This is a genomic window from Pseudosulfitobacter koreensis (assembly GCF_024733015.1).
Classification (GTDB): domain Bacteria; phylum Pseudomonadota; class Alphaproteobacteria; order Rhodobacterales; family Rhodobacteraceae; genus Pseudosulfitobacter; species Pseudosulfitobacter koreensis.
Genome location: NZ_JANKJG010000001.1, coordinates 377,021 through 396,812, shown reverse-complemented (window position 1 = coordinate 396,812; position 19,792 = coordinate 377,021). Strand labels below are relative to the sequence as shown.

Annotated in this window: 19 protein-coding genes; 8 read left to right on the top strand and 11 right to left on the bottom strand. The window is 63.2% G+C overall.

Annotation, left to right across the window (positions count from 1 at the left end):
- Positions 1–43: 43 nt before the first annotated feature.
- The 5 genes from NTA49_RS02060 (at position 44) to NTA49_RS02040 (ending at position 7,050) form a co-directional block, all read left to right on the top strand.
- Positions 44–3,142 carry an ABC transporter transmembrane domain-containing protein gene (locus NTA49_RS02060; RefSeq protein ID WP_258292984.1) on the top strand — a complete coding sequence of 1,033 codons (3,099 nt, stop codon included), beginning with the start codon at positions 44–46 and terminating at the stop codon, positions 3,140–3,142.
- A complete protein-coding gene (locus NTA49_RS17155) occupies positions 3,139–4,056 on the top strand; it encodes a CPBP family intramembrane glutamic endopeptidase (RefSeq protein WP_261368063.1) in 918 nt (305 codons plus the stop codon). Before NTA49_RS02060 ends, NTA49_RS17155 begins: the two co-directional genes overlap by 4 nt.
- A gap of 60 nt (positions 4,057–4,116) precedes the next feature.
- Positions 4,117–5,097: an acetyl-CoA carboxylase, carboxyltransferase subunit beta gene (gene accD, locus NTA49_RS02050; RefSeq protein WP_258292982.1), complete on the top strand. Its 981-nt coding sequence runs from the start codon at positions 4,117–4,119 to the stop codon at positions 5,095–5,097.
- A complete protein-coding gene (locus NTA49_RS02045) occupies positions 5,094–6,368 on the top strand; it encodes a bifunctional folylpolyglutamate synthase/dihydrofolate synthase (RefSeq protein WP_258292981.1) in 1,275 nt (424 codons plus the stop codon). Before accD ends, NTA49_RS02045 begins: the two co-directional genes overlap by 4 nt.
- A gap of 139 nt (positions 6,369–6,507) precedes the next feature.
- Positions 6,508–7,050: a hypothetical protein gene (locus tag NTA49_RS02040; RefSeq protein ID WP_258292980.1), complete on the top strand. Its 543-nt coding sequence runs from the start codon at positions 6,508–6,510 to the stop codon at positions 7,048–7,050.
- Here NTA49_RS02040 and zapE read toward each other — a convergent pair.
- Positions 7,035–8,102: a cell division protein ZapE gene (gene zapE / locus NTA49_RS02035; RefSeq protein ID WP_258292979.1), complete on the bottom strand. Its 1,068-nt coding sequence runs from the start codon at positions 8,100–8,102 to the stop codon at positions 7,035–7,037. The two genes, NTA49_RS02040 and zapE, sit on opposite strands and share 16 nt — an antisense overlap.
- A 205-nt stretch (positions 8,103–8,307) precedes the next feature.
- Between zapE and NTA49_RS02030 the strand changes: the two genes are divergently transcribed.
- Positions 8,308–9,504 carry an MFS transporter gene (locus NTA49_RS02030; RefSeq protein ID WP_261368096.1) on the top strand — a complete coding sequence of 399 codons (1,197 nt, stop codon included), beginning with the start codon at positions 8,308–8,310 and terminating at the stop codon, positions 9,502–9,504.
- A gap of 12 nt (positions 9,505–9,516) precedes the next feature.
- On the opposite strand, the gene NTA49_RS02025 is transcribed toward NTA49_RS02030, so the two are convergent.
- From NTA49_RS02025 to mbfA, 8 genes are all read right to left on the bottom strand, one after another.
- Positions 9,517–10,440, bottom strand: a complete 924-nt coding sequence (locus tag NTA49_RS02025; protein ID WP_258292977.1) for an alpha/beta fold hydrolase — start codon at positions 10,438–10,440, stop codon at positions 9,517–9,519.
- Positions 10,437–11,357 carry an ornithine cyclodeaminase family protein gene (locus tag NTA49_RS02020; protein ID WP_258292976.1) on the bottom strand — a complete coding sequence of 307 codons (921 nt, stop codon included), beginning with the start codon at positions 11,355–11,357 and terminating at the stop codon, positions 10,437–10,439. Before NTA49_RS02020 ends, NTA49_RS02025 begins: the two co-directional genes overlap by 4 nt.
- Complete coding sequence (locus NTA49_RS02015; RefSeq protein ID WP_258292975.1) at positions 11,354–11,974, bottom strand: HAD family hydrolase; 621 nt, start codon at positions 11,972–11,974, stop codon at positions 11,354–11,356. The genes NTA49_RS02020 and NTA49_RS02015 overlap by 4 nt, the downstream gene beginning before the upstream one ends.
- Before the next feature lie 47 nt (positions 11,975–12,021).
- A complete protein-coding gene (locus NTA49_RS02010) occupies positions 12,022–12,471 on the bottom strand; it encodes a YaiI/YqxD family protein (protein WP_258292974.1) in 450 nt (149 codons plus the stop codon).
- Positions 12,468–13,892 (bottom strand): Si-specific NAD(P)(+) transhydrogenase, encoded by a 1,425-nt coding sequence (gene sthA / locus NTA49_RS02005; protein WP_258292973.1) that lies wholly within the window; start codon positions 13,890–13,892, stop codon positions 12,468–12,470. Before sthA ends, NTA49_RS02010 begins: the two co-directional genes overlap by 4 nt.
- Before the next feature lie 8 nt (positions 13,893–13,900).
- On the bottom strand, positions 13,901–14,734 hold the full coding sequence (fghA, locus tag NTA49_RS02000) for an S-formylglutathione hydrolase (protein WP_258292972.1): 834 nt from the start codon (positions 14,732–14,734) through the stop codon (positions 13,901–13,903).
- A gap of 99 nt (positions 14,735–14,833) precedes the next feature.
- Positions 14,834–15,763, bottom strand: a complete 930-nt coding sequence (locus NTA49_RS01995) for an AEC family transporter (RefSeq protein ID WP_258292971.1) — start codon at positions 15,761–15,763, stop codon at positions 14,834–14,836.
- A gap of 34 nt (positions 15,764–15,797) precedes the next feature.
- Positions 15,798–16,772, bottom strand: a complete 975-nt coding sequence (gene mbfA, locus NTA49_RS01990) for an iron exporter MbfA (protein WP_258292970.1) — start codon at positions 16,770–16,772, stop codon at positions 15,798–15,800.
- Between the two features lie 145 nt (positions 16,773–16,917).
- On the opposite strand from mbfA, the gene NTA49_RS01985 reads away from it, so the two are divergent.
- Positions 16,918–17,553, top strand: a complete 636-nt coding sequence (locus NTA49_RS01985) for a TetR/AcrR family transcriptional regulator (protein WP_258292969.1) — start codon at positions 16,918–16,920, stop codon at positions 17,551–17,553.
- Between the two features lie 29 nt (positions 17,554–17,582).
- Here NTA49_RS01985 and paaK read toward each other — a convergent pair whose 3' ends face one another.
- Positions 17,583–18,884: a phenylacetate--CoA ligase PaaK gene (paaK, locus tag NTA49_RS01980; protein WP_258292968.1), complete on the bottom strand. Its 1,302-nt coding sequence runs from the start codon at positions 18,882–18,884 to the stop codon at positions 17,583–17,585.
- Entirely contained in the window at positions 18,881–19,321 is a 441-nt protein-coding gene (gene paaI, locus NTA49_RS01975) for a hydroxyphenylacetyl-CoA thioesterase PaaI (RefSeq protein WP_258292967.1), read from the bottom strand. Before paaI ends, paaK begins: the two co-directional genes overlap by 4 nt.
- Positions 19,322–19,435: 114 nt before the next feature.
- Between paaI and NTA49_RS01970 the strand changes: the two genes are divergently transcribed.
- Entirely contained in the window at positions 19,436–19,783 is a 348-nt protein-coding gene (locus NTA49_RS01970; RefSeq protein WP_258292966.1) for a DUF2794 domain-containing protein, read from the top strand.
- Positions 19,784–19,792: the final 9 nt, after the last annotated feature.

Genomic DNA, 19,792 nt, shown 5'->3' with positions numbered 1-19,792 from the left:
GCTGACGACCCTCATGCCCGCGCGGCACATATCAGGCGGGCAAATGGAACGATCGCTGTTCGGTTTTATCTGGAAACACTCCAAACGCGATCAGGTGCTGTTGCTGCTGGTCACGCTGGTGACGTTTCCGTTTCTCTACGCCACGCTGGAACTGCCCAAGCGGATCATCAACGATGCCATCGGTGCCGCTTCCGATACGGTTGTCCTGTGGGGCGCGGAGCTGGGCCAGATCACCTTTCTGATGGTACTCTGCGGTCTTTATCTGCTGGCGGTGCTGCTGCACGGACTGCTGAAGATGCGCCTGAATACGATGAAGGGCGTGGTGTCGGAAAGGCTGCTGCGCCGCCTGCGCTATACGCTGATCGCGCGGATGATGCGGTTTCCGCGCAGCTATTTCCGCACCACGTCGCAAGGCGAGTTGGTCAGCATGGTCACCTCCGAGGCCGAGCCGATGGGCGGGCTGATGGGCGACGCGCTGGCGCAGCCGGTGTTTCAGGCGGGGCAGATGCTGATCATCGTGGCGTTCCTGTTCGCGCAAAGTGTCTGGTTCGGGCTGGCCGGTGTGGCGCTGATCCCGTTGCAGGCCTGGCTGATCCCGATGCTGCAACGCCAGATCAACGTGCTGAACAAGGCGCGGATCGTAGAGGTGCGTGCGCTGTCGTCCGAGATCGGGGAAAGTGCTGCAGGGGTCACTGATCTGCGCACCAATGGCGGTTGGCGCTACCGGCTGGCGCAATTCACCGACCGGCTTGGGCGGCTCTTCGACATCCGCTATCGGATTTACCAGAAAAAATTCTTCATGAAGTTCATCAACAACTTCATCACCCAGCTGACGCCATTCTTTTTCTATTCGGTGGGCGGTTATCTGGTGATCAAGGGGCAGGTGTCGGTCGGCGCGCTGGTCGCGGCGCTGGCGGCCTACAAGGACCTGTCAAGCCCGTGGAAGGAACTGCTGACCTATTACAACCAGGTACAGGACATGTCGGTGCGCTGGGATATCGTCACCGAGCGGTTCAATCCCAAGGGGATGATCGACGCCGAGAAGTTCGAGGGCGCGCCGAAGTCTGTGCCCCATCTGGACGGTGAAATCGTGCTGGATGGCGTCACCGTGCGCGACGCCGATGGCAACATGGTCCTCGAGAACATAGACCTGAAGATACCGGCAGGCGCGCGCGTCGCCATTCAGGTGGCCAGCCAGACCGAGCGCACGGCGCTTGCCGACCTGCTGACCCGCGAGGTGATGCCTGCGCGGGGCCATGTCACCATGTCCGGGCACGATCTGTCGGACCTGCATCAGGCGGTGATCGCCGCGCGCATCGGATATGCCCATTCGCGGCCCTATCTGTTCGACGGCACGCTGGGCAGCAACCTGTTGATGCCGCTGATGACCAGTCCGCGCACGGTTCTGTGGGACCCCGGCAAGAAGGACCGCATGGGCATCGAGGCGGGCCGCGCGGGCAACAGCATCGACAGCCTGCGTGCCGATTGGGTCGATCCGGGGCTGGCGGGTCTGAACGATGCGGGCGACATCCGCGCGTGGTGGTTCCGGCTGATCAATGCGGTCGGTGTTCAGGATCAGATGGTGCGCCGCATGATGAACTCGATCATCAACGTCGAACAGCATCCGAAACTTGCGCAGGCCATTGTCGATCTGCGCCCCGAGGTTGAAAGACGCTTGCAGGCCGCCGGACTGGATGAGGTGGTGAACCGCTTTTCTCCCGACCGTTTCAACCCGTCGGTGCCGCTGGGCGGCAACCTATTGTTCGCAGCCCCCCGGTTCAGCATCAGCCAGCAGGCATTGGCCGACGAGGGGCACTTTCTGCGGCTGATCACCGAACAGGGACTGGCCGAACAGGGCATCGCGATTTCGCAGACCTTGATGGAGACGCTGCTGCAGACCTTTGGCCGGGACGGCACCAATCACCCGTTGTTCACTGCGCTGGGCATCGAAGAAGAGATGTACGAGCAACTGGTCGACATTGCCGAGCGTCGCCATGCCAACGGGGACGCGGCCTTGAACGATGACGAATTCGCTCTGCTGCTGACGGTGCCCTTTGCGCTGACGGCGGAACAGTTCGGGGCGGCCTTCCCCGAAAGCTTCAAGGATGAGATCCTGAAGATCCGCCGCGAGCACGGGCCTGGCCTGCGCGCGTTGATGGCGGATATGTTCGTGCCGATCGCACCGGAAAACTACCTGCCGCGGCTGACCATTCTGGAAAACGCGCTGTATGGGCGTGTCTCCGCAATGGCGGGCGCGCGTGCCAGAGAGGTCGAGGATCTGGTGTCGGATCTGCTGGTCGAGCAAGGTTTGCAGGGGCTGGTGGCCGAGACGATCTTTGACATCCCCACCGGACTTGGCGGCATCAAGATTCCGACGATCTTTCAGGAACGCGCCGCCTTCAGCCGTGCGGCGATCAAGCGGCCCGACATTCTGGTTCTGGACCGCGCGCTGGCCAGCCACAACAGTATCCAGCGCAGCGCGGCGCGCACGGGTCTGCGGGAACTGCTGCCGAAATCGACGCTGATCTTCATGGAGGAATCGTTCGAAAACCCAGACGCCTATGATCTGTTCATCGAAATCCGCAATGGGCGCATCGACGGTATCCTGACGCAGGAGGCCGACGACGAAAACGGCTCTGGCGCGGTCGATCTGCGCCGCAAGCTGCGGGTGATCGGACGCACCGAGCTGTTCGGCAAGCTTGACGCGCGCAACCAGCGCCTGCTGGCTTTTGCCGCGAAATGGTATCCCGTGGTGGAAGGGCAGCGCGTGTTTTCGACCGACGAGCCTGCCGACGCCGCATATCTGTGCGTCACGGGGCAGGCGCTGCTGAGTTACCGCGATGCGGATGGCGAAAGCCACCCCGTGACCACCGTCAATCCTGGGCGGGTGATCGGCGACCTGTCGATCATCCTGAACGAGCCGCGCCAGATGGATCTGACCGCCACGACCGACGGCAAGTTCCTGCGGCTGGGGGCCGAGGAATTCCGCGCTGTCTACGAGAACGACACCGGCGTGCTGCTGCAACTGCTGCAGAGCGTCGGCACGCATCTGAACGGCGCCGCAGACCTGCTGCGCGACGCCCGACTGGACCTGACCGAGGTGCGCAGCCCCGTGGCCCCATCGCTTGAGGATGAGGAATGATCCGGCCGCCCGCCGCCTACGCGCCGCATCAGGCGTTCGTCGCACCCGCCCGAAGCCACGCGCAGCTTTGGCGGCTGGTCGCAGGGTTGGTGCTTGGGGCAGGCGGCTACATCCTGCTGGCGCAGGTGTTCTACACCACGCTGTTCGCGCTGTTCGCGCTGTTCGCGCCTTTTGCGCGTGCGGGTGCGGCAGTCGGCAATGAGGCAACGGGTGCCACCCCTTTCGATATGCTGGCGCTGCTGTTCAGCTTTGGCGCGATGACGCTGGTGCTGGCGCTGCTGGTGACGGTGCTGCACAACCGATCTGCCCTGACGCTGCTTGGGCCTTGGCGCCCCTTTGCATTGCAGTTCGGCGTGGCGGCGGCGGCGATGGTTGCACTGTCACTGGCGCTGGTGGTGTTGCCGCCCTGGGGGATGGACCCGCCGATGCTGCCCGGACTGCCGTTTGGGGTCTGGGCGGCGCTGCTGCCACTGTCGCTGCTGGCGGTTTTGGTGCAGGTCAGCGCCGAAGAGCTGCTCTTTCGCGGCTATATCCAGCAGCAACTGGCGGCGCGGTTCACCTCGCCGCTGGTGTGGATGGTGCTGCCATCGGCACTGTTTGCACTGGGCCATTATGCGCCCGAAACGACGGGCGGCAATGCGATCTGGATCGCCGCATGGGCGGGCATCTTCGGGCTGCTGATGGCGGACCTGACCGCGCGCACCGGCACGCTGGGGCCTGCCATCGCCGTGCATTTCATCAACAACGTCATCGCGATGCTGTTTACCGCCATGCCCGACGACCTGTCGGGGCTTGCGCTCTACATAATGCCCTTCGCGCTGTCGGACGAAGCTGCCATCGCGCGCTGGCTGCCCGTTGATTTCGCGATCATGCTGACCGGCTGGCTGGCCGTGCGCCTGGCCTTGCGCCGTTGATTGCAATTGCTGGCTCAGGGCATTATCTGAGGGTCCAACAGGCCAGCAGGAAGTGTACTCATGAACTGGATCAACAACTACGTCCGGCCCCGGATCAACTCGATCTTTTCGCGCCGCGAGACGCCGGACAATCTGTGGACCAAATGCGATGAGTGCGGCACCATGCTGTTCCACCGCGAGGTCAGCGACAATCTGAACGTCTGCACCAACTGCGGCCATCACATGAACATCACGCCGCGCGATCGCTTCAAGGCGCTGTTCGACGGCGGTATCTTTTCGCAGGTCAACGTGCCCACGCCCACCGCCGATCCGCTGCATTTCCGCGACCAGAAGAAATATCCCGACCGGATGAAGGCCGCGCAGAAAGCCACGGGCGAGGCCGAGGCGATGCTGGTCGCCACCGGCGAGATCGGGCGCACGCCCATCGTCGCCTGTGCGCAGGATTTCACGTTCATGGCAGGCTCCATGGGTATGTACGTCGGCAACGCGATCATCGCCGCCGCCGAGGAGGCCGTGAAGCTAAAGCGTCCGCTGATCCTGTTCTCGGCCGCCGGTGGCGCGCGGATGCAGGAGGGTATCCTGTCGCTGATGCAGATGCCGCGCACCACGGTCGCGGTGCAGATGCTGAAAGAGGCGAACCTGCCCTATATCGTCGTGCTGACCCATCCGACGACGGGGGGCGTCACCGCGTCCTACGCGATGCTGGGCGATGTTCATATTGCCGAACCGAACGCGCTGATCTGCTTTGCCGGGCCGCGTGTGATCGAACAGACCATCCGTGAAAAGCTGCCCGAAGGGTTCCAGCGCGCCGAATATCTGCTGGATCACGGCATGCTGGACCGCGTCACACCGCGCACGCAGATGCGCGACGAACTGATCAACATCACACGCATGTTGCTGGGCCTGCCGCCTGCCGTCAAAGGCGATCTGCCCGCCCCCGATCCCGTGATCGAACCACCCAAACCCGTCGACGTGCCCAAGGCCGCGCAGGGCGACCCTGCACCCGCACCTGCGCCCAAACCGGCACAGCCCAAAAAATGATCGCGCAAGGTTCGGACGTCATCCTGAAACGGATGATGGCGCTGCATCCCAAGATCATTGACCTGACGCTCGACCGCGTCTGGCATCTGCTGGACGCCTTGGGCAATCCGCAGCACGATCTGCCGCCGGTGATCCATATTGCCGGAACCAACGGCAAAGGATCGACGCAGGCGATGATCCGCGCGGGGCTTGAGGCTGCGGGCAAACGGGTTCACGCCTATACTTCGCCGCATCTGGCGCGGTTTCACGAACGGATAAGGCTTGCCGGAGAACTGATTTCCGAGGACGCGCTGACGGCGGTGTTGGACGAGTGTTATGCCGCCAACAACGGCGAAACCATCACCTATTTCGAGATTACGACCGTCGCCGCGATCCTCGCCTTTGCGCGCACCCCTGCGGATTACACGCTGCTTGAGGTGGGGCTGGGCGGACGTCTGGACGCCACCAACGTGATCGAAAAACCGGCGATGACGGTGATCACCCCGGTCAGCATCGACCACCAGCAGTACCTGGGCGACACGCTTGCCCTGATCGCGGGCGAAAAGGCCGGGATCATCAAGCGCGGCGTGCCGTGCGTGGTCGGACCGCAGGAAGACGCAGCACTTGAGGTAATCGAAGGCGTGGCCCAGCGGCTGGGCGCGCCGTTGATGGTTTACGGCCAGCACTGGCACATCGGCCCCGATCACGGGCGCATGGCGTTTCAGGACGAAACAGGACTGCTCGACCTGCCGCTGCCCAATCTGATCGGCGCGCATCAGGTCCAGAACGCGGGGGCGGCGCTGATGGTTCTGCGCGCGCTTGGGCTGGACGAGGCCGCGTGCACCGCTGCCGTCACCGGCGCGCAGTGGCCGGCGCGGATGCAGCGGCTGCGCAGCGGGCCGCTGGCCGAGCGTGCGGGTGACGCCGAGCTGTGGCTGGACGGCGGGCACAACCCTGCGGCGGGCGAGGCGCTGGCCGAGGTGCTGGGCAACCTGCCCAAGCGGCCCACGCATCTGATCTGCGGAATGCTGAACACCAAGGATATCGACGGCTATCTGCGCCCCTTGGCGGCGCATACGGCCAGCCTGACCGCCGTGTCGATACCGGGCGAGACGAACACCCTGCCTGCCGCGACCACGGCCGAGGCGGCGGAGCGGGCGGGCATGCAGGCCGACACGGCAGGGAGCGTAGCCCAAGCGTTGGATGCGATCCTGACCGTCGATCCACAGGCGCGGGTGCTGATCTGCGGTTCGCTCTATCTGGCGGGGAATATCTTGCGTGAAAACGGCTGAAACCGCTGTTTCCTTGCCACAGGGCGGTCGCATTCGATTTGGCCCATATTGACGCGATTGCCAGCGCTTCTCTACATCTGGTGGCCGAGCAGCCGAAAAGGCATAATGCCCCAACCTGCCGGATTTTGAGAGTGCCACTATGGGTCGCCGCGCAATCGGGGCGTCCGCCACGGATACGCAGCACCTGCTGCTTCGTGATGAACGGATACCTTTCCTGACAGTTCTGGCGTTTGGCGCGGGTGGCGCTTTGACGGTGGCGGCGCTGCTCTTGCTGCTGGCAACCCAGGGCAACGTCGATGACGCGGCGGACATCCCATCGCTTGCTGCACAGGACTGGGTGCACGGCCCCGGCCACGATGCAACGACACCAGAGGCGGAACCGCTTTCTGCCGCGCAAACACTCGCGGGCATGACCGACCCCCAAGGGCACCCTCTGGATCTGGAACAGCTGACCGCGCAGGTGCTGGACTGGTACGGCTACACGCCGCAGTCGGGCAAAGCATTGCAAATCCTGCTGCTGAACGCGCTGGCGAAGGGCCAGTCAGACGTTTATATCGACACGCTGTTGAACGTGGCGGCCCGGCGCGGCGCGTTCGAAGTCTCGCCGCATCTGCGCCGCGCGAACGGTCGCGTGGACACCGAAGGATTGCTGGCAGCACTGGTGCGCTACGCCTCGGGCTGACCCCAATCGTCGGCCATCATCTCGCGCAGCCGCGATGCGGTGCGCTCGAACTCGAACGTGCCTTCGCCCTCGACGTAGAGCATTTCGGGCACGGCGGCGGCAGAGGCGATCAGCTTGACCTTGGCCTCGTAAAGCGCGTCGATCAGCGTGACGAAGCGTTTCGCTTCGTTGAAGTTGCTGCGCGACAAACGCGGGATGTTGTCGATCATCAGCACGCGCACGGTGTCGGCGATGACCAGATAATCGCCCGGTCCCAATGGTTTGCCGCACAGCTCATAGAACGGCGCGCGCGCGATGCCATTTCGATAGGCGGGCAGTTCCACATCGCGCCCCTTGATCCGCAACACCAGTGGTTCGGCCTCGCCGCCCGTCAGGTCGCGCCAGACCGCGTCCATCGTCGCGCGTGTCTCGGCGGATATGGGGGTAAAGAACCGCGCCTCGCCCGACAGCCGATCCTGGCGGTAATCGCGGGGGCTGACCATTTCGTGCACCACCATCTTTTCCTGGATCAGCGCGATGAAGGGCAGGAACAGCTGCCGGTTCAGCCCGTTCTTATAAAGCTCGTCGGGGTGGCGGTTTGACGTGGTGATGACGCAGACGCCCGCCTCGAACAGGGCGCGGAACAGACGCCCCACGATCATCGCGTCGGTGATGTCGGTGATCTGCATCTCGTCGAAGGCCAGAAGCCGCACGCTTTCCGCGACCTTGGTCGCGACGGGTGCGACCGCATCCTCGATACCGTTCTGGTGGGCCTCGTGCAGTGCGGCGTGGATTTCCTGCATGAAGGCGTGGAAATGCACCCGCCGCGCGGGCACGTCGCCGATGTGCTGCACAAAGAGATCCATCAGCATCGACTTGCCTCGCCCGACGCCGCCCCACAGGTAGAGCCCCTTGGGCGCCTCGGGCGCTTTGCGAAACCATCCCGTCTTGACAGGTTTGGTCAGGGCTTGCTGGATGCGGTCGAACTCGCCCATCACCGCCTCCTGGGCGGGATCGGAGTGCAGGGTCCCGTCGGCGGTCAACTGTGCGTAAACTGTGCTGAATTTGGTCATGCCTTGGCTTAGCCGAGCGTCGCGGCGTTGAAAAGCGCGGGGAGGCGCGGGGTCTCATCAAATTTCGTGACGTAGCTGCCGGAATTGCTGATTTGACCGATCGCCAGAATTTCCTAAGGTTTGCGGACCCTGCAATCGGAGCATCACAGTGACCCCCCGCACCCCCCTGTTCACGCCCGTCCTGCTGGTCGGCTGCTTTATCATCATGGTCAGCTTCGCGGTCCGCGCGTCGTTCGGCGTGTTCCAGATCCCCATCGCCGAGGAATTCAGCTGGCTGCGCACCGAATTTTCACTGGCCATCGCGATCCAGAACCTTGCCTGGGGCGTCGGGCAGCCGATATTCGGGGCCATCGCTGAAAAGATCGGTGACCGAAAGGCCATCGTGATGGGTGCGGTGATCTATGCCGTGGGGCTGGTGCTGTCGGCGGGATCGACCACGCCGATCGAACATCAGGCCTATGCGTGGCTGGTGGGTTTCGGCATCGCGGGCACAGGCTTTGGCGTCATTCTGGCCGTGGTGGGGCGTGCTGCAAGCGATGACAACCGGTCGATGTCACTGGCCATCGCCACCGCTGCGGGCAGCGCGGGGCAGGTGTTCGGCGCGCCGGTGGCCGAATGGCTGCTGACGATGATGAGCTGGCAGATGGTGTTCATGGTCTTCGCCGCAACCATCCTGGCGATGCTGCTGTCGCTGCCGCTGATGCGCGCGCCGGTCACGGCGTCCAAGGCCGAGTTGGAAGAGAGCATGGGCCAGATCCTGGTAAAGGCCTTTCGCGATCCGTCTTATACGCTGATCTTCCTTGGTTTTTTCAGTTGCGGCTATCAACTGGGGTTCATCACCGCGCATTTTCCGGCCTTTGTGACAGAGCTGTGTGGCCCGATCCTGCCGGGAGGCGTGCTGCACAATATCGGGATCACCAGCACCTCGGCGCTGGGGGCGGTGGCGATTTCGCTGATTGGGCTGGCCAATATCGCGGGCACGCTGACCGCCGGTTGGGCAGGCAAGCGATATTCCAAGAAATACCTGCTGGCAGGGATCTACGTGGGTCGCACGGTGATCGCGGCGCTGTTCATCATGTTGCCGATCACGCCTGCGTCGGTGATCTTGTTTTCGGTCGGAATGGGCGCGCTGTGGCTGGCAACTGTGCCGCTGACCTCGGGGCTGGTCGCGCATATCTATGGGCTGCGGTACATGGGCACGCTCTATGGCATCGTGTTCTTTAGCCACCAACTGGGCAGTTTTTTCGGCGTATGGCTGGGCGGGCGGATGTACGACATCACCGGGGACTACACGATGGTGTGGTGGATCGGCGTGGGCGTCGGAGCGTTTAGTGCCATCGTGCATCTGCCGATCCGAGAACGGCCCTTGGGCGCGGTCCTGATGGCGAAACCGGCGGTCTAGGTCTTTGGCGGCCTAAATCTTTGGCGGGTTATCCCGTATGATCTCTATCACCTGATCGGCATGTGTATAGGTCAGCGCGTGGGTCGCACCGTCGATCACCTCTTGATGGGCGTGGCGGCTCCACTCGGCCAGCACACCGACGGAGGACAGCGAAATCACCGTGTCCTCGCGCCCCCAGATCGCCAGGACCGGGATGCCCTCGCGGTGGATGATCTGGTGCTCGGTCTTTTGTGTGCGGCTGAGCACGCCGCGCAGGCTGGCAAGGACGGCAGGCACAAAACCGCGCCATTTCAGTTCGGCCCGCTGTTTGTCGCCGATGTTCTCGACTTGGGTTGGCAGCGCCTCTTCGGCCTTGAGCCCCTTGCGCAACTGATAGGGAAAGAAGGCCAGCATCATCCAGTCGCCCAATATCGGGGTTTTCCTGACGAACTGGCCCAGCTGGGTGCGCACTTGCGTCATCCCCGCAGGCGCCAGCAGGATCAGCTGGCGGATCTGGTCGGGATGCGCCGCCGCATAGAGCGTGGCAATCGCGCCGCCCATTGAATAGCCGATCAGGGTGATGTCCTGATCCACACCTTCGTGGGCCAGCAGTTCCTCGACCTCGCTGAGGTAAAACGCATTGTCATGGGCGCCCTTCGGCCGGTCGGAATAGCCTCGCCCGTAGTGGTCAAAGATCAGCACGCGAAAGCCCATCGCTGCCAGCCCGCGCGCCAACCCACCCCAGACATAGGAGGACGTGGTCAGCCCGTGGATACAGACGCAGACTGGCCCGCGCACCGGGCCCAGCCAGTCGTAATGCACCACGCCGCGTGACAATGTGGCGAAATTGCCGGGTGCTTTCTGCCGCGCCTTTGGTCCCATCCGGGGGCGAAAACGCTCGGCCAGCACAGGTGCGGCGATCAGCGCGGCCAGAAGGATCAGCAGCACATAGGTCATTTGGCGGCGGTCCAGCGGTCCAGGATATAGCGGCTGGTCATCAGGTCCAGATGCGCCCCGCCGCCGTTCTTGAACAGGGTGATCTCGTCGGCGGATGTGCGGGTCAGCGCGTCCATTCCGTAATAATCCGCCAGCAGATCGTCACGGGTGATCGCGCCGCTTTCCAGCGGGATGTTGATCTCGCCGATGTGCCCGACCGTGGTGTCGAAACTGTCCACGAAAATCCGCGATTTTTGCAAGGCCGCGTCGTCGACTTCGCGCATGTCGGGGCGGTACGCGCCGATCAGGTCGATGTGCTGGCCGGGTTGCAGCCAAGCGCCGCGGATCAGCGGTTCGGTGGACATGGTGGCGCTGGTGACGATGTCGGCGGCACGCACGGCAGCCTCCAGATCGTCCGCGACCTGCAGTCCGTCGATCTCCTGCGCCATCGTTTCGGCATTGGCGCGCGTGCGGTTCCAGACGGTAAAGCGGGCGTCGGGGAACGCCGCAGAATAGGCGGCATGCAGGTTGCGGCCCACAGTGCCTGCGCCGACGATCAGGATGTTCTTGCTGTCGGGGCGTGCCAGTCTGCGCGCGGCGGTCAGGCTGTCGCCTGCGGTCTTCCACTTGGTCACCAGATGGAAATCGACAATCGCCTCCAGCGTGCCATCGGTGTCGGAATAGAGCGTGACGCCGCCGTTCACCATCGGCTGGTTCTTGGCCGGATTTCCGGGGAAGATCGTCGCCGATTTCACCGCGATGCCCAGCCCGTCGATCCAGGCAGACCGGTTCAGCAGCGTGTCGGGGTTCCGGTAGAGGAAGGTATCGCCAATCTCGGCGCGGGGCAGGGCGTGACCCGCCGCCAATGCGTCGGTCAGGCCGATCCAGTCGAGCAGCGCGTCACCTTCGGCGAAGGGGATGATGGGGATATGGCTCATTGCGATTCCTCCTCGGTCAGCAACCCCTCGGCAACCAGCCGGTCGGCCCAACCTTCGGGGTTTGTGAACTGGTGCGTGCGCCAGCCACGCACCGCAGCGGCGGCGATATTGTCGGCGCGGTCGTCTGTAAAGATCAGCTCTTCGCCCGCAAGGCCGGTGGCCGCTTCCAGCATCTCGAAGATCTGCGCGTCGGGCTTGATCACGCCCATGTGCCCGGAAATGAAATCGCGGTCGAACGCGCGCAGGAACGGGTATCTTTCGGCAGCTATGTCGTAGGTCTGGATGCCGAAGTTTGTCAGCGAGAACACCGGAACGCCCTTGGCCTGAAGCGCCGCCATCAGCCGCACGGAGCGGTCTATGGCGGGCGACGCCAGGTCGATCCAGCGGTCGTGCCACATGCGGATTTCCATTGCCCAGTCGGGGTTGGCGTCGGCGGTGGCCATGACGACGTCGGTGAAATTCTCGCCCATGTCGACGCGGTCGTTCATGCCGTGCAGGTCCACGTTGGCGAACATCTCGTGACGGCGCTGGCCGCCGACTTCACGGTCGAAGAAACGTTCGGGTTGCCACTCGATCAACACGTTGCCGATGTCGAACACGACGGCCTTGATGGTCATATTTATCGCCTTTCCCGCGCCGGTATCCGTTGCGGGACAGGGGCGCCTTAAGTCTTTGCGGCGGCGCGTATCGCCCGCTCCAATGCGTCCAGAAAACGTGAGCGGTCGGCCTTTGTAAAGCCTTTGCCGCCACCCTGACGAAAGGGATCGGCGCTGCGCAGATCGGTCATCAGGTCGCGGGTGGCCAGCACGTTGCCGATATTGGCCCGCGTCAGCGGTTCGCCGTCATGTTTCAGCACTTGCGCGCCCGCTTCGACGCATTTCGCAGCCAGGGGAATGTCGCCTGTCACCACCACGTCACCGGGGCCTGCACGATCGGCGATCCACATGTCGGCGACGTCCGGTCCCTCGGGCACGATGACGGTTTCGACCAGCGGATTTTGCGAAGGGCGCAGGCCGCCGTTCGAGACCACGTACATCTTCAGGCGGTGTCGCGTGGCAACCCGTTCAGCCTCGGCTTTTACCGGGCAGGCATCGGCGTCAATATAGAGGCTCATTCGGTGCCCTTGCGCGGGGTCTTGTATTGTTCGGGGATCGGCATGCGGTTGAAGGCGTCAAGACCCGCGATCTTGTAAGCCTCTGCAAGAGTTGGATAATTGAAGGTGTTCTGCACGAAGTAATCCACCGTGCCCTTCAGGTTCAGCACCGCCTGGGCAATGTGGATCAGCTCGGTCGCGCCTTCGCCCACGATCTGGACGCCCAGCACCCGGCGGGTTTTCAGGCTGACCAGCATTTTCAGCATTCCGTGTTCCAGCCCCATGATGTGCCCGCGCGATGTCTCGCGCATGCGCGCAATCCCGACCTCATAGGCGATGCCGCGCTCCTGCATCTCCTCCTCGGACATGCCGCAGGTACTGATTTCAGGAACCGAATAGATCCCATAGGGAAACCAAGGGCTTTCCTCAAGCGTCGGCGTATCAAGCGCATGACAGGCCGCAACGCGCCCCTGTTGCAGCGAGGTAGAGGCGAGCGAAGGATGCCCGATCACGTCGCCGGCTGCGTAAATATGTGGCACATTGGTCTGATAGGTCTTGCGCTGAACCGACAAGCGCCCGCGGTGGTCGGTCTCGAGCCCTGCCGCCTTGGTGTTCAACTGGTCGGTCGCACCCATGCGACCGGCGGCAAAGAGCAGCATCTCGCCGCGCACGTGCCGACCGTTGGCGAGGCTCACTTCGATGTGGGCGCCCGCATCTTCGATCTTGTCCACGGCGGACCCCAGCCGCAGATCGACGCCGTTTTCGCGGATTTCATGGGTGAATTCCTGAATTGTCGCGGTGTCGATGAAATCGAGAAATGTCTCGCGCGGCTCGATCAGCGTCACCCGCACGTCGAGGGCCGAGAACATCGTGGCATATTCCACGCCGATCACGCCCGCGCCAATCACGACCAGACTGCGCGGGATCTCTTTCATCTCGAGAAAGTTGTCGCTGTCCACCACGGTGCGCCCGTTGAACGGCACGTTGTCGGGCCGGTAGGTGCGCGTGCCGGTGGCGATCAGGAACTTGTCGGCGGTGATCTTCGTCTTCTTGCCCGCCTCGGTGTCGACCTCGACGGTGTGCGGATCGACGAACCGCGCCGCGCCGTGCAGAGTATCGACGTGGTTGCGGGCGAACTGGTGTTCCAGCACGTCCACCTCGTAATCGAGGGTCATGTGCAGCCGTGCACGCAGGTCTTCGGCCCCGATGTCCGGGCGGGCGCGGTACGAGCGCCCGTAAAAGCTGCGTTCGCGCCAGCCGCTGAGGTTCAGTACGGTTTCGCGCAGGGTCTTGGACGGGATTGTGCCGGTGTGCACCGACACCCCGCCCAGCCGGTCGCCCCGGTCGATGACCAGCACGCGTCGTTTCAGCTTGCCCGCCTGAATGGCGGCGGACCGGCCCGCAGGGCCGGACCCGATGATGACAAGATCGTAATGCGACATGGGTGTCCTTAATCGGCGTAAAGCGCGTCGGCGTGGAAGGCCACGTGATCCTCCATGAAGGTCGAGACGAAGAAGTAGCTGTGATCATAGCCCGGTTGCAGGCGAAGGGTGGCCTGCTGGCGACGTTTGGCAACCGCTTCCGCCAAGGCTTCGGGTTTCAGGAGGTCGATGAACTGGTCGTCGGTGCCGGTGTCGATCAGCATCGGGCCGTCGAAGCCCTGTCGGGACATCATCAGGCTGGCGTCATGACGGGTCCACGTGGTTTCATCGTCGCCAAGATAGGCCTGAAGTTGCTTGCGGCCCCAATCGCTGCCCGCCGGATTGCAGATCGGCGCGAAGGCCGAGACCGAGCGGAAACGCCCCGGCAGGTTCATCGCCAGCGTCAACGCACCGTGACCGCCCATCGAATGGCCGGTGATCGCCTGTCGGTCCATGTCCACCGCAAAATGCTCCTGTATCAGGTCGGGTAGTTCTTCCGAGATATAGGACCACATGTTGAAATGGGGTTTCCACGGCGCTTGGGTCGCATCGACGTAGAACCCTGCACCCTTGCCCAGATCATAGGCATCGTCGTCGGCCACATCGTCGCCGCGCGGCGAGGTGTCGGGAAAGACCAGCGCGATGCCATGTTCGGCGGCCCAGGTCTGGGCACCCGCCTTGGTCATCGCGTTCTCGTGGGTGCAGGTCAGGCCGGACAGATACCACAGCACCGGAACCGGGCCGTCGCGCGCCTCGAGCGGGAGGAACAGGCCAAAGGTCATGTCGCAGGCGCAAGCGTCGGAGGCGTGGGTATAGACGCCTTGGGTGCCGCCAAAGCAGGCATTTTCGGAAATGGTTTGCATGAGTGTGCTCCTTCATCGGTTGCCGCATGGCTATCGGGTGACGGCGCGCCCGGCAAGGACGGGAGCCTCCGGCGGGGATATTTAAAGGCCAAAAGAAGCCTAAGCCGCGGTCAGCCAGCCGATGACTAACGATACGGTGACGATGCTGATGGCGGTCGAGACCAGGATCGCCGCCGAAACACGCTGGGGGGCGACGCCGTAGTGTTGGGCCAGCATGAAGATGTTGCCCGCGACGGGAAGGGCGGCGGCAGATATGATGACGGTGGCCGAGAACGTGTCGACCGAGAACAGGAACAGGGCGGCGAAGGCCACGAAGAGCGGGTGCAGCACCAGTTTGCAAAAGCTGAGCCATCCCGCGACCGACAGCCGTTCAGCGGATTTGCTTGCCAGCGACGCGCCGATGGCGAAGAGGGCGCAAGGGGTAGCCGCGCCGCCCAGGATGCCCAGGAATTCATTGAACGGGCCGGGGATCGGGATGCGCAGCGCGGACCAGATGAAGCCCAGCGTGATGGCCACGATCATCGGGTTCTTGAGCAGGCCGATGGCGACTGCCTTGATGATGCCGAGCTTGATCTCGCCTTCGCGCGCGGCGGTTATCAGGATCACGATCAGCGAGGAAAACACGATAAGGTCCACCGCCAGTGCCAAGACCACGGGCCCGATCGCGGCCTCGCCCAGCAGCAGGGTCAGCATCGGCACGCCCAGAAAGCCGGTGTTGCCGATCACTGCGCATTGCGCCTCGATGGCGGTGACTTCGGTGGTTTGCCTGCGCAGATAGCCCACAATGGTGGCGATGCCGTAGACGAACAATGTGCCCCAGAGATAGGCGGCGACCAGGCGTCCGTTCCAGACTTCGGCGAGGCCAAGATTGGCGGAAAAGCGAAAGAGCATGGCCGAGAGGGCGAAGTAGAAGACGAATTTGGTCAGGTAGGCCGTCGCTTCCTGTGTGAAAAAGCGCGCGCGCCCGGCCCAGTATCCCAGTCCGATCAGCGCGAAAAACGGCAACGTCTTGAGGAAGATGGCCAACATTGGCCTTAGGGATAGCCTGCGGTTTGCGGCCTGTCTATCCGCTGCCGATCAAAACACCTGCCGCGAGGACCAGAGCGCCGCCGAAGACCACTTGAAGGGCAGCACGAAAGAAGGGTGTTTCCATGTATTTGTTCTGAATCCACGCAATCGCCCAAAGTTCGACGAAGACAACGATGATGGCGATGGTGGTTGCCGTCCAGAAATCGGTGATCAGATAGGGCAGCGCGTGGCCCAAGCCGCCCACCGTTGTCATGACGCCCGAAGCCACGCCACGTTTGACGGGAGAGCCTCGCCCCGATAGCGCGCCGTCATCGGACGCGGCCTCGGTGAAACCCATGGAGATGCCTGCGCCGATCGAGGCGGCAAGTCCGACTAGAAAGGTGGTCCAAGTGTCCTGCGTGGCAAAGGCGGTGGCGAAGATCGGGGCGAGGGTCGAGACCGATCCGTCCATCAGCCCGGCCAGACCCGGCTGCACCCAAGTGAGGATGAACTGGCGGCGTTCGACGTCTTCTTCGGTGTTGCGAGCCCCTTCGGTCAGGTGCTGGTCGTGCAGGTCTTCGGCAGTGGTCTGGTGGCCCGCCTCGGCGGCAGCCAGATCGCCCAGCAGTTTGCGCGTGTCGGCATCTTGCGTTCGCGCGGCGGCGGCAAGGTAGAAGCGTTCGGCATCACGCTCCATCGCGGCGGCTTCGGCGCGGATGGGGTCGAGCCCCAGATTGCGCGTCAGCCAGACGGGTCGCCGGGCATAGAAGCCCGAGACATGTTCGCGCCGGATCAGCGGGATGACGGCACCAAAGCGGGCGCGGTGCAGGTCGATCAGGCGTTGGCGGTGGGTGTCTTCCTCGGCGGCCATGCCGTCGAACACGGCGGCGCTGGCTGGGAAATCGGCGCGCAGGCTTTCGGCATAGCCACGATATATCTGCGCGTCGTCTTCCTCTGACGAAATGGCCAGAGCCAGGATTTCCTGTTCGTCGAGGTCGCGGAACCGTTTGCGGGCAAGGTTGAAGCGCATGGGGGACTCACTGCCGTATGGTTTAGAACGATTCTAATATACGTGCTTGCCGGGAATGCACAAGCGCAAGCGCAAAGGTGCGGGAATATACTGTGCGAACTGAACCAATCAGTTTATATCTGCGTTACCCCAACGGGAGACTCGCATGAACGACCAAAGCCCTGCCATTCGCAAAGGCCGCAAATTCGATCAGGTGCTTGAAGGCGCGCGATCAGTGTTTCTGGTCGATGGATTCGAGGGGGCAAGCGTTGATCAAATCGCCAAGGTTGCGGGCGTGTCCAAGGCCACGCTTTACAGCTATTTCCCCGACAAGCGGCTGTTGTTCATGGAAGTTGCCGCCGGTGAATGCCGCCGCCAGTCGCATGCGGCGGTGGACATGATCAACAGCTGCGGCCACCCGCGCGTGGTGCTGGAAGAGGCGGCGCGGCATCTGCTGGGGTTTCTGACGTCGACCTTCGGCTTGCAGATGTTCCGGATTTGCGTGGCTGAAAGCGAGCGGTTTCCCGATCTGGGGCGGCAGTTCTATGCCTCGGGTCCGATGGTGATGAAGGCCGAGTTGATCCAGTATTTCGAAGGGGCGGAGGCGCGCGGCGAGTTGATTATCGACGACATGCAGCTTGCCGCCGACCAGTTCGGGGAGCTGTGCAAGGCGGACCTGTGGCCGCGACTGATCTTTGGCGTGATGGATCGGGTGACACCGACAGAGATCGACCGGATCGTGAAAGGCGCCGTCGAGATGTTCATGGCACGCTATGGGGTGGCAACGCCACGCCCCGATTGACCGGGGCGCGGCAGTGACGACCGCAAGGGTCAGCGTTTGTCGATGATCCGCGCCGCCTTGCCCTCGGACCGGGCGACGCCGCCGACGTTGGACACCAGCACCTTGACCGAAATGCCGATGACCTGCTTGATCCGGGCTGACAGCGCCTTGGCCGCTGCATCGCGCGTGTCGCCTTGCACGGAGGCGTCCGCGGCTTCGGCAAGCACGCAGAGCTGGTCCATCCGGCCTGGCTTGCTCAGTTCGATCTGGAAATGCGGGGCCAGTCCGTCGGTGGCCATCAGACATTCCTCGATCTGGGTCGGAAAGACGTTGACGCCGCGCAGGATGATCATGTCGTCGGAGCGCCCTGTGATCTTTTCCATCCGCCGCATGCTGCGCGCTGTGCCCGGCAGCAGCCGCGTCAGGTCGCGGGTGCGGTAACGGATGATCGGGAATGCTTCTTTGGACAGCGAGGTAAAGACCAGCTCGCCCTGTTCGCCGTCAGCCACCAGCGCGCCCGTCTCGGGGTTGATGACCTCGGGATAGAAGTGATCCTCCCAGATGTGCAGACCGTCTTTCGTCTCGACACATTCGTTGGCGACGCCGGGGCCCATGATTTCGGACAGCCCGTAGATGTCGACAGCGTGCATGTCGAACGCATCCTCGATCTCGCGGCGCATGGCATTGGTCCAGGGTTCGGCGCCGAAAATGCCGACCTTCATCGAGCAGTCGCGCGGATCCAGGCCCTGGGCGTTGAATTCGTCCAGGATCGACAGGGCATAGGAGGGCGTGACGGTGATGCCGTCAGGTTTGAAATCCTCGATCAGACGCACCTGGCGCGGTGTCATCCCGCCCGAAATCGGCACGGTGGACAGGCCCAGCTTGTCCGCACCCAAGTGGATGCCGAGGCCACCGGTGAACAACCCGTAGCCATAGGCATTGTGCAACAGATCGCCGGGCCGCAGGCCGGACGCGCGCAGGCTGCGGGCGACGACGCTGCCCCAGACGTCCAGATCGTTGCGCGTATAGCCGACGACGGTGGGCTGGCCTGTGGTGCCCGACGAGGCATGGATGCGCGAGACCTGTTCGCGCGGCACGGCGAACATGCCGAAGGGGTAGTTGTCGCGCAGGTCCTGCTTCACGGTGAAGGGAAACTTTGACAGGTCTGACAGGGACTTCAGGTCATCGGGATGCACGCCCGCGGCATCGAAAGCGCGCTTGTAGTGCGGCACGTTGCTGTAGGCGTGGTTCAGCGACCATTTCAGCCGCTGCACCTGCAAGGCCGAAATTTCATCGCGCGAGGCGATCTCGATCAGATCAAGGCTGGCTTGATCCGGTGTCAGGTCTTTCATGTGGTGCCCTCCTCCTCAGGGAAAATCTGGCCTTTGATCGTGCGCGACAGGCCGCGAAACAGCGCCAGTTCCGTGCCGTCGCTGCCGGTCACGCTGACGTCGTAGATGCCTGACCGGCCCGTGCGCGAAACCTCGATCGCAGTGGCGCTCAGCGTGTCGCCCGCCTGTCCGGGGGCGAGATACGTGATCTGGTTCTGCTGGGCCACGGTGCGCTGATTATAGGTGTTGCACGCAAAGGCAAAGGCGCTGTCGGCCAGAGTGAAAATATAGCCGCCGTGACAGATGCCGTGGCCGTTCAGCATGAGGTCGGTAACCGGCATGGTCAGCGTGGCGCGACCCGGTGCGATGTGGGTGATGGTCATGCCCAGCGACTGGCTGGCGGTGTCGCCCTGCAGCATCTCGCGGGCGCTGTGTTCGGCACGATCTTGCGGGGTCATGGATCACCTCATGTTTCCAAGTTTGGGCACGTTGCCTGCAAACTGTAACGCTTTCAAGTCTGATGCTGCGCGACGGGACTTGATTTGCGCATGTTTCGGCGCAACTGTCATCATATGACACTGCACACGCCACCCCCCGTCAACCTGCGCGAAATGCCCAGCCCGCAAGTGGCGTTTCAACGTCCCGAACTGGCACTGATCCTGTCGCTCTATGGCCGCATGGTGGCCGCTGGCGAATGGCGCGATTACGGCATATCCTGCCTGCGAGAGGTGGCGGTGTTTTCGGTCTTTCGACGCACGGCGGAAAATCCGATGTACCGGATCGAAAAGCGCCCCAAGCTGCGCGGCAAGCAGGGGATGTATGCGGTGATCGGGATGGATGGCCAGATCCTGCGGCGCGGCGGCGATCTGAAGGCTGTGCTGCGGGTGCTGGAGCGCAAGCTGATCCGCCCGGTGGATTGAGATTGTGAG

Coding starts and splice junctions, on each gene's coding strand:
- NTA49_RS17155 (WP_261368063.1), top strand. CDS start 3,139: ATGATCCGGCCGCCCGCCGCCTACGCGCCGCATCAGGCGTTCGTCGCA.
- NTA49_RS01970 (WP_258292966.1), top strand. CDS start 19,436: ATGACACTGCACACGCCACCCCCCGTCAACCTGCGCGAAATGCCCAGC.
- mbfA (WP_258292970.1), bottom strand. CDS start 16,772: ATGCGCTTCAACCTTGCCCGCAAACGGTTCCGCGACCTCGACGAACAG.
- paaI (WP_258292967.1), bottom strand. CDS start 19,321: ATGACCCCGCAAGATCGTGCCGAACACAGCGCCCGCGAGATGCTGCAG.
- NTA49_RS02060 (WP_258292984.1), top strand. CDS start 44: ATGGAACGATCGCTGTTCGGTTTTATCTGGAAACACTCCAAACGCGAT.
- NTA49_RS02020 (WP_258292976.1), bottom strand. CDS start 11,357: ATGAGCCATATCCCCATCATCCCCTTCGCCGAAGGTGACGCGCTGCTC.
- fghA (WP_258292972.1), bottom strand. CDS start 14,734: ATGCAAACCATTTCCGAAAATGCCTGCTTTGGCGGCACCCAAGGCGTC.
- paaK (WP_258292968.1), bottom strand. CDS start 18,884: ATGAAAGACCTGACACCGGATCAAGCCAGCCTTGATCTGATCGAGATC.
- NTA49_RS02040 (WP_258292980.1), top strand. CDS start 6,508: ATGGGTCGCCGCGCAATCGGGGCGTCCGCCACGGATACGCAGCACCTG.
- zapE (WP_258292979.1), bottom strand. CDS start 8,102: ATGACCAAATTCAGCACAGTTTACGCACAGTTGACCGCCGACGGGACC.
- sthA (WP_258292973.1), bottom strand. CDS start 13,892: ATGTCGCATTACGATCTTGTCATCATCGGGTCCGGCCCTGCGGGCCGG.
- NTA49_RS02045 (WP_258292981.1), top strand. CDS start 5,094: ATGATCGCGCAAGGTTCGGACGTCATCCTGAAACGGATGATGGCGCTG.
- NTA49_RS02025 (WP_258292977.1), bottom strand. CDS start 10,440: ATGACCTATGTGCTGCTGATCCTTCTGGCCGCGCTGATCGCCGCACCT.
- NTA49_RS02010 (WP_258292974.1), bottom strand. CDS start 12,471: ATGAGCCTCTATATTGACGCCGATGCCTGCCCGGTAAAAGCCGAGGCT.
- accD (WP_258292982.1), top strand. CDS start 4,117: ATGAACTGGATCAACAACTACGTCCGGCCCCGGATCAACTCGATCTTT.
- NTA49_RS01995 (WP_258292971.1), bottom strand. CDS start 15,763: ATGTTGGCCATCTTCCTCAAGACGTTGCCGTTTTTCGCGCTGATCGGA.
- NTA49_RS01985 (WP_258292969.1), top strand. CDS start 16,918: ATGAACGACCAAAGCCCTGCCATTCGCAAAGGCCGCAAATTCGATCAG.
- NTA49_RS02015 (WP_258292975.1), bottom strand. CDS start 11,974: ATGACCATCAAGGCCGTCGTGTTCGACATCGGCAACGTGTTGATCGAG.
- NTA49_RS02030 (WP_261368096.1), top strand. CDS start 8,308: ATGGTCAGCTTCGCGGTCCGCGCGTCGTTCGGCGTGTTCCAGATCCCC.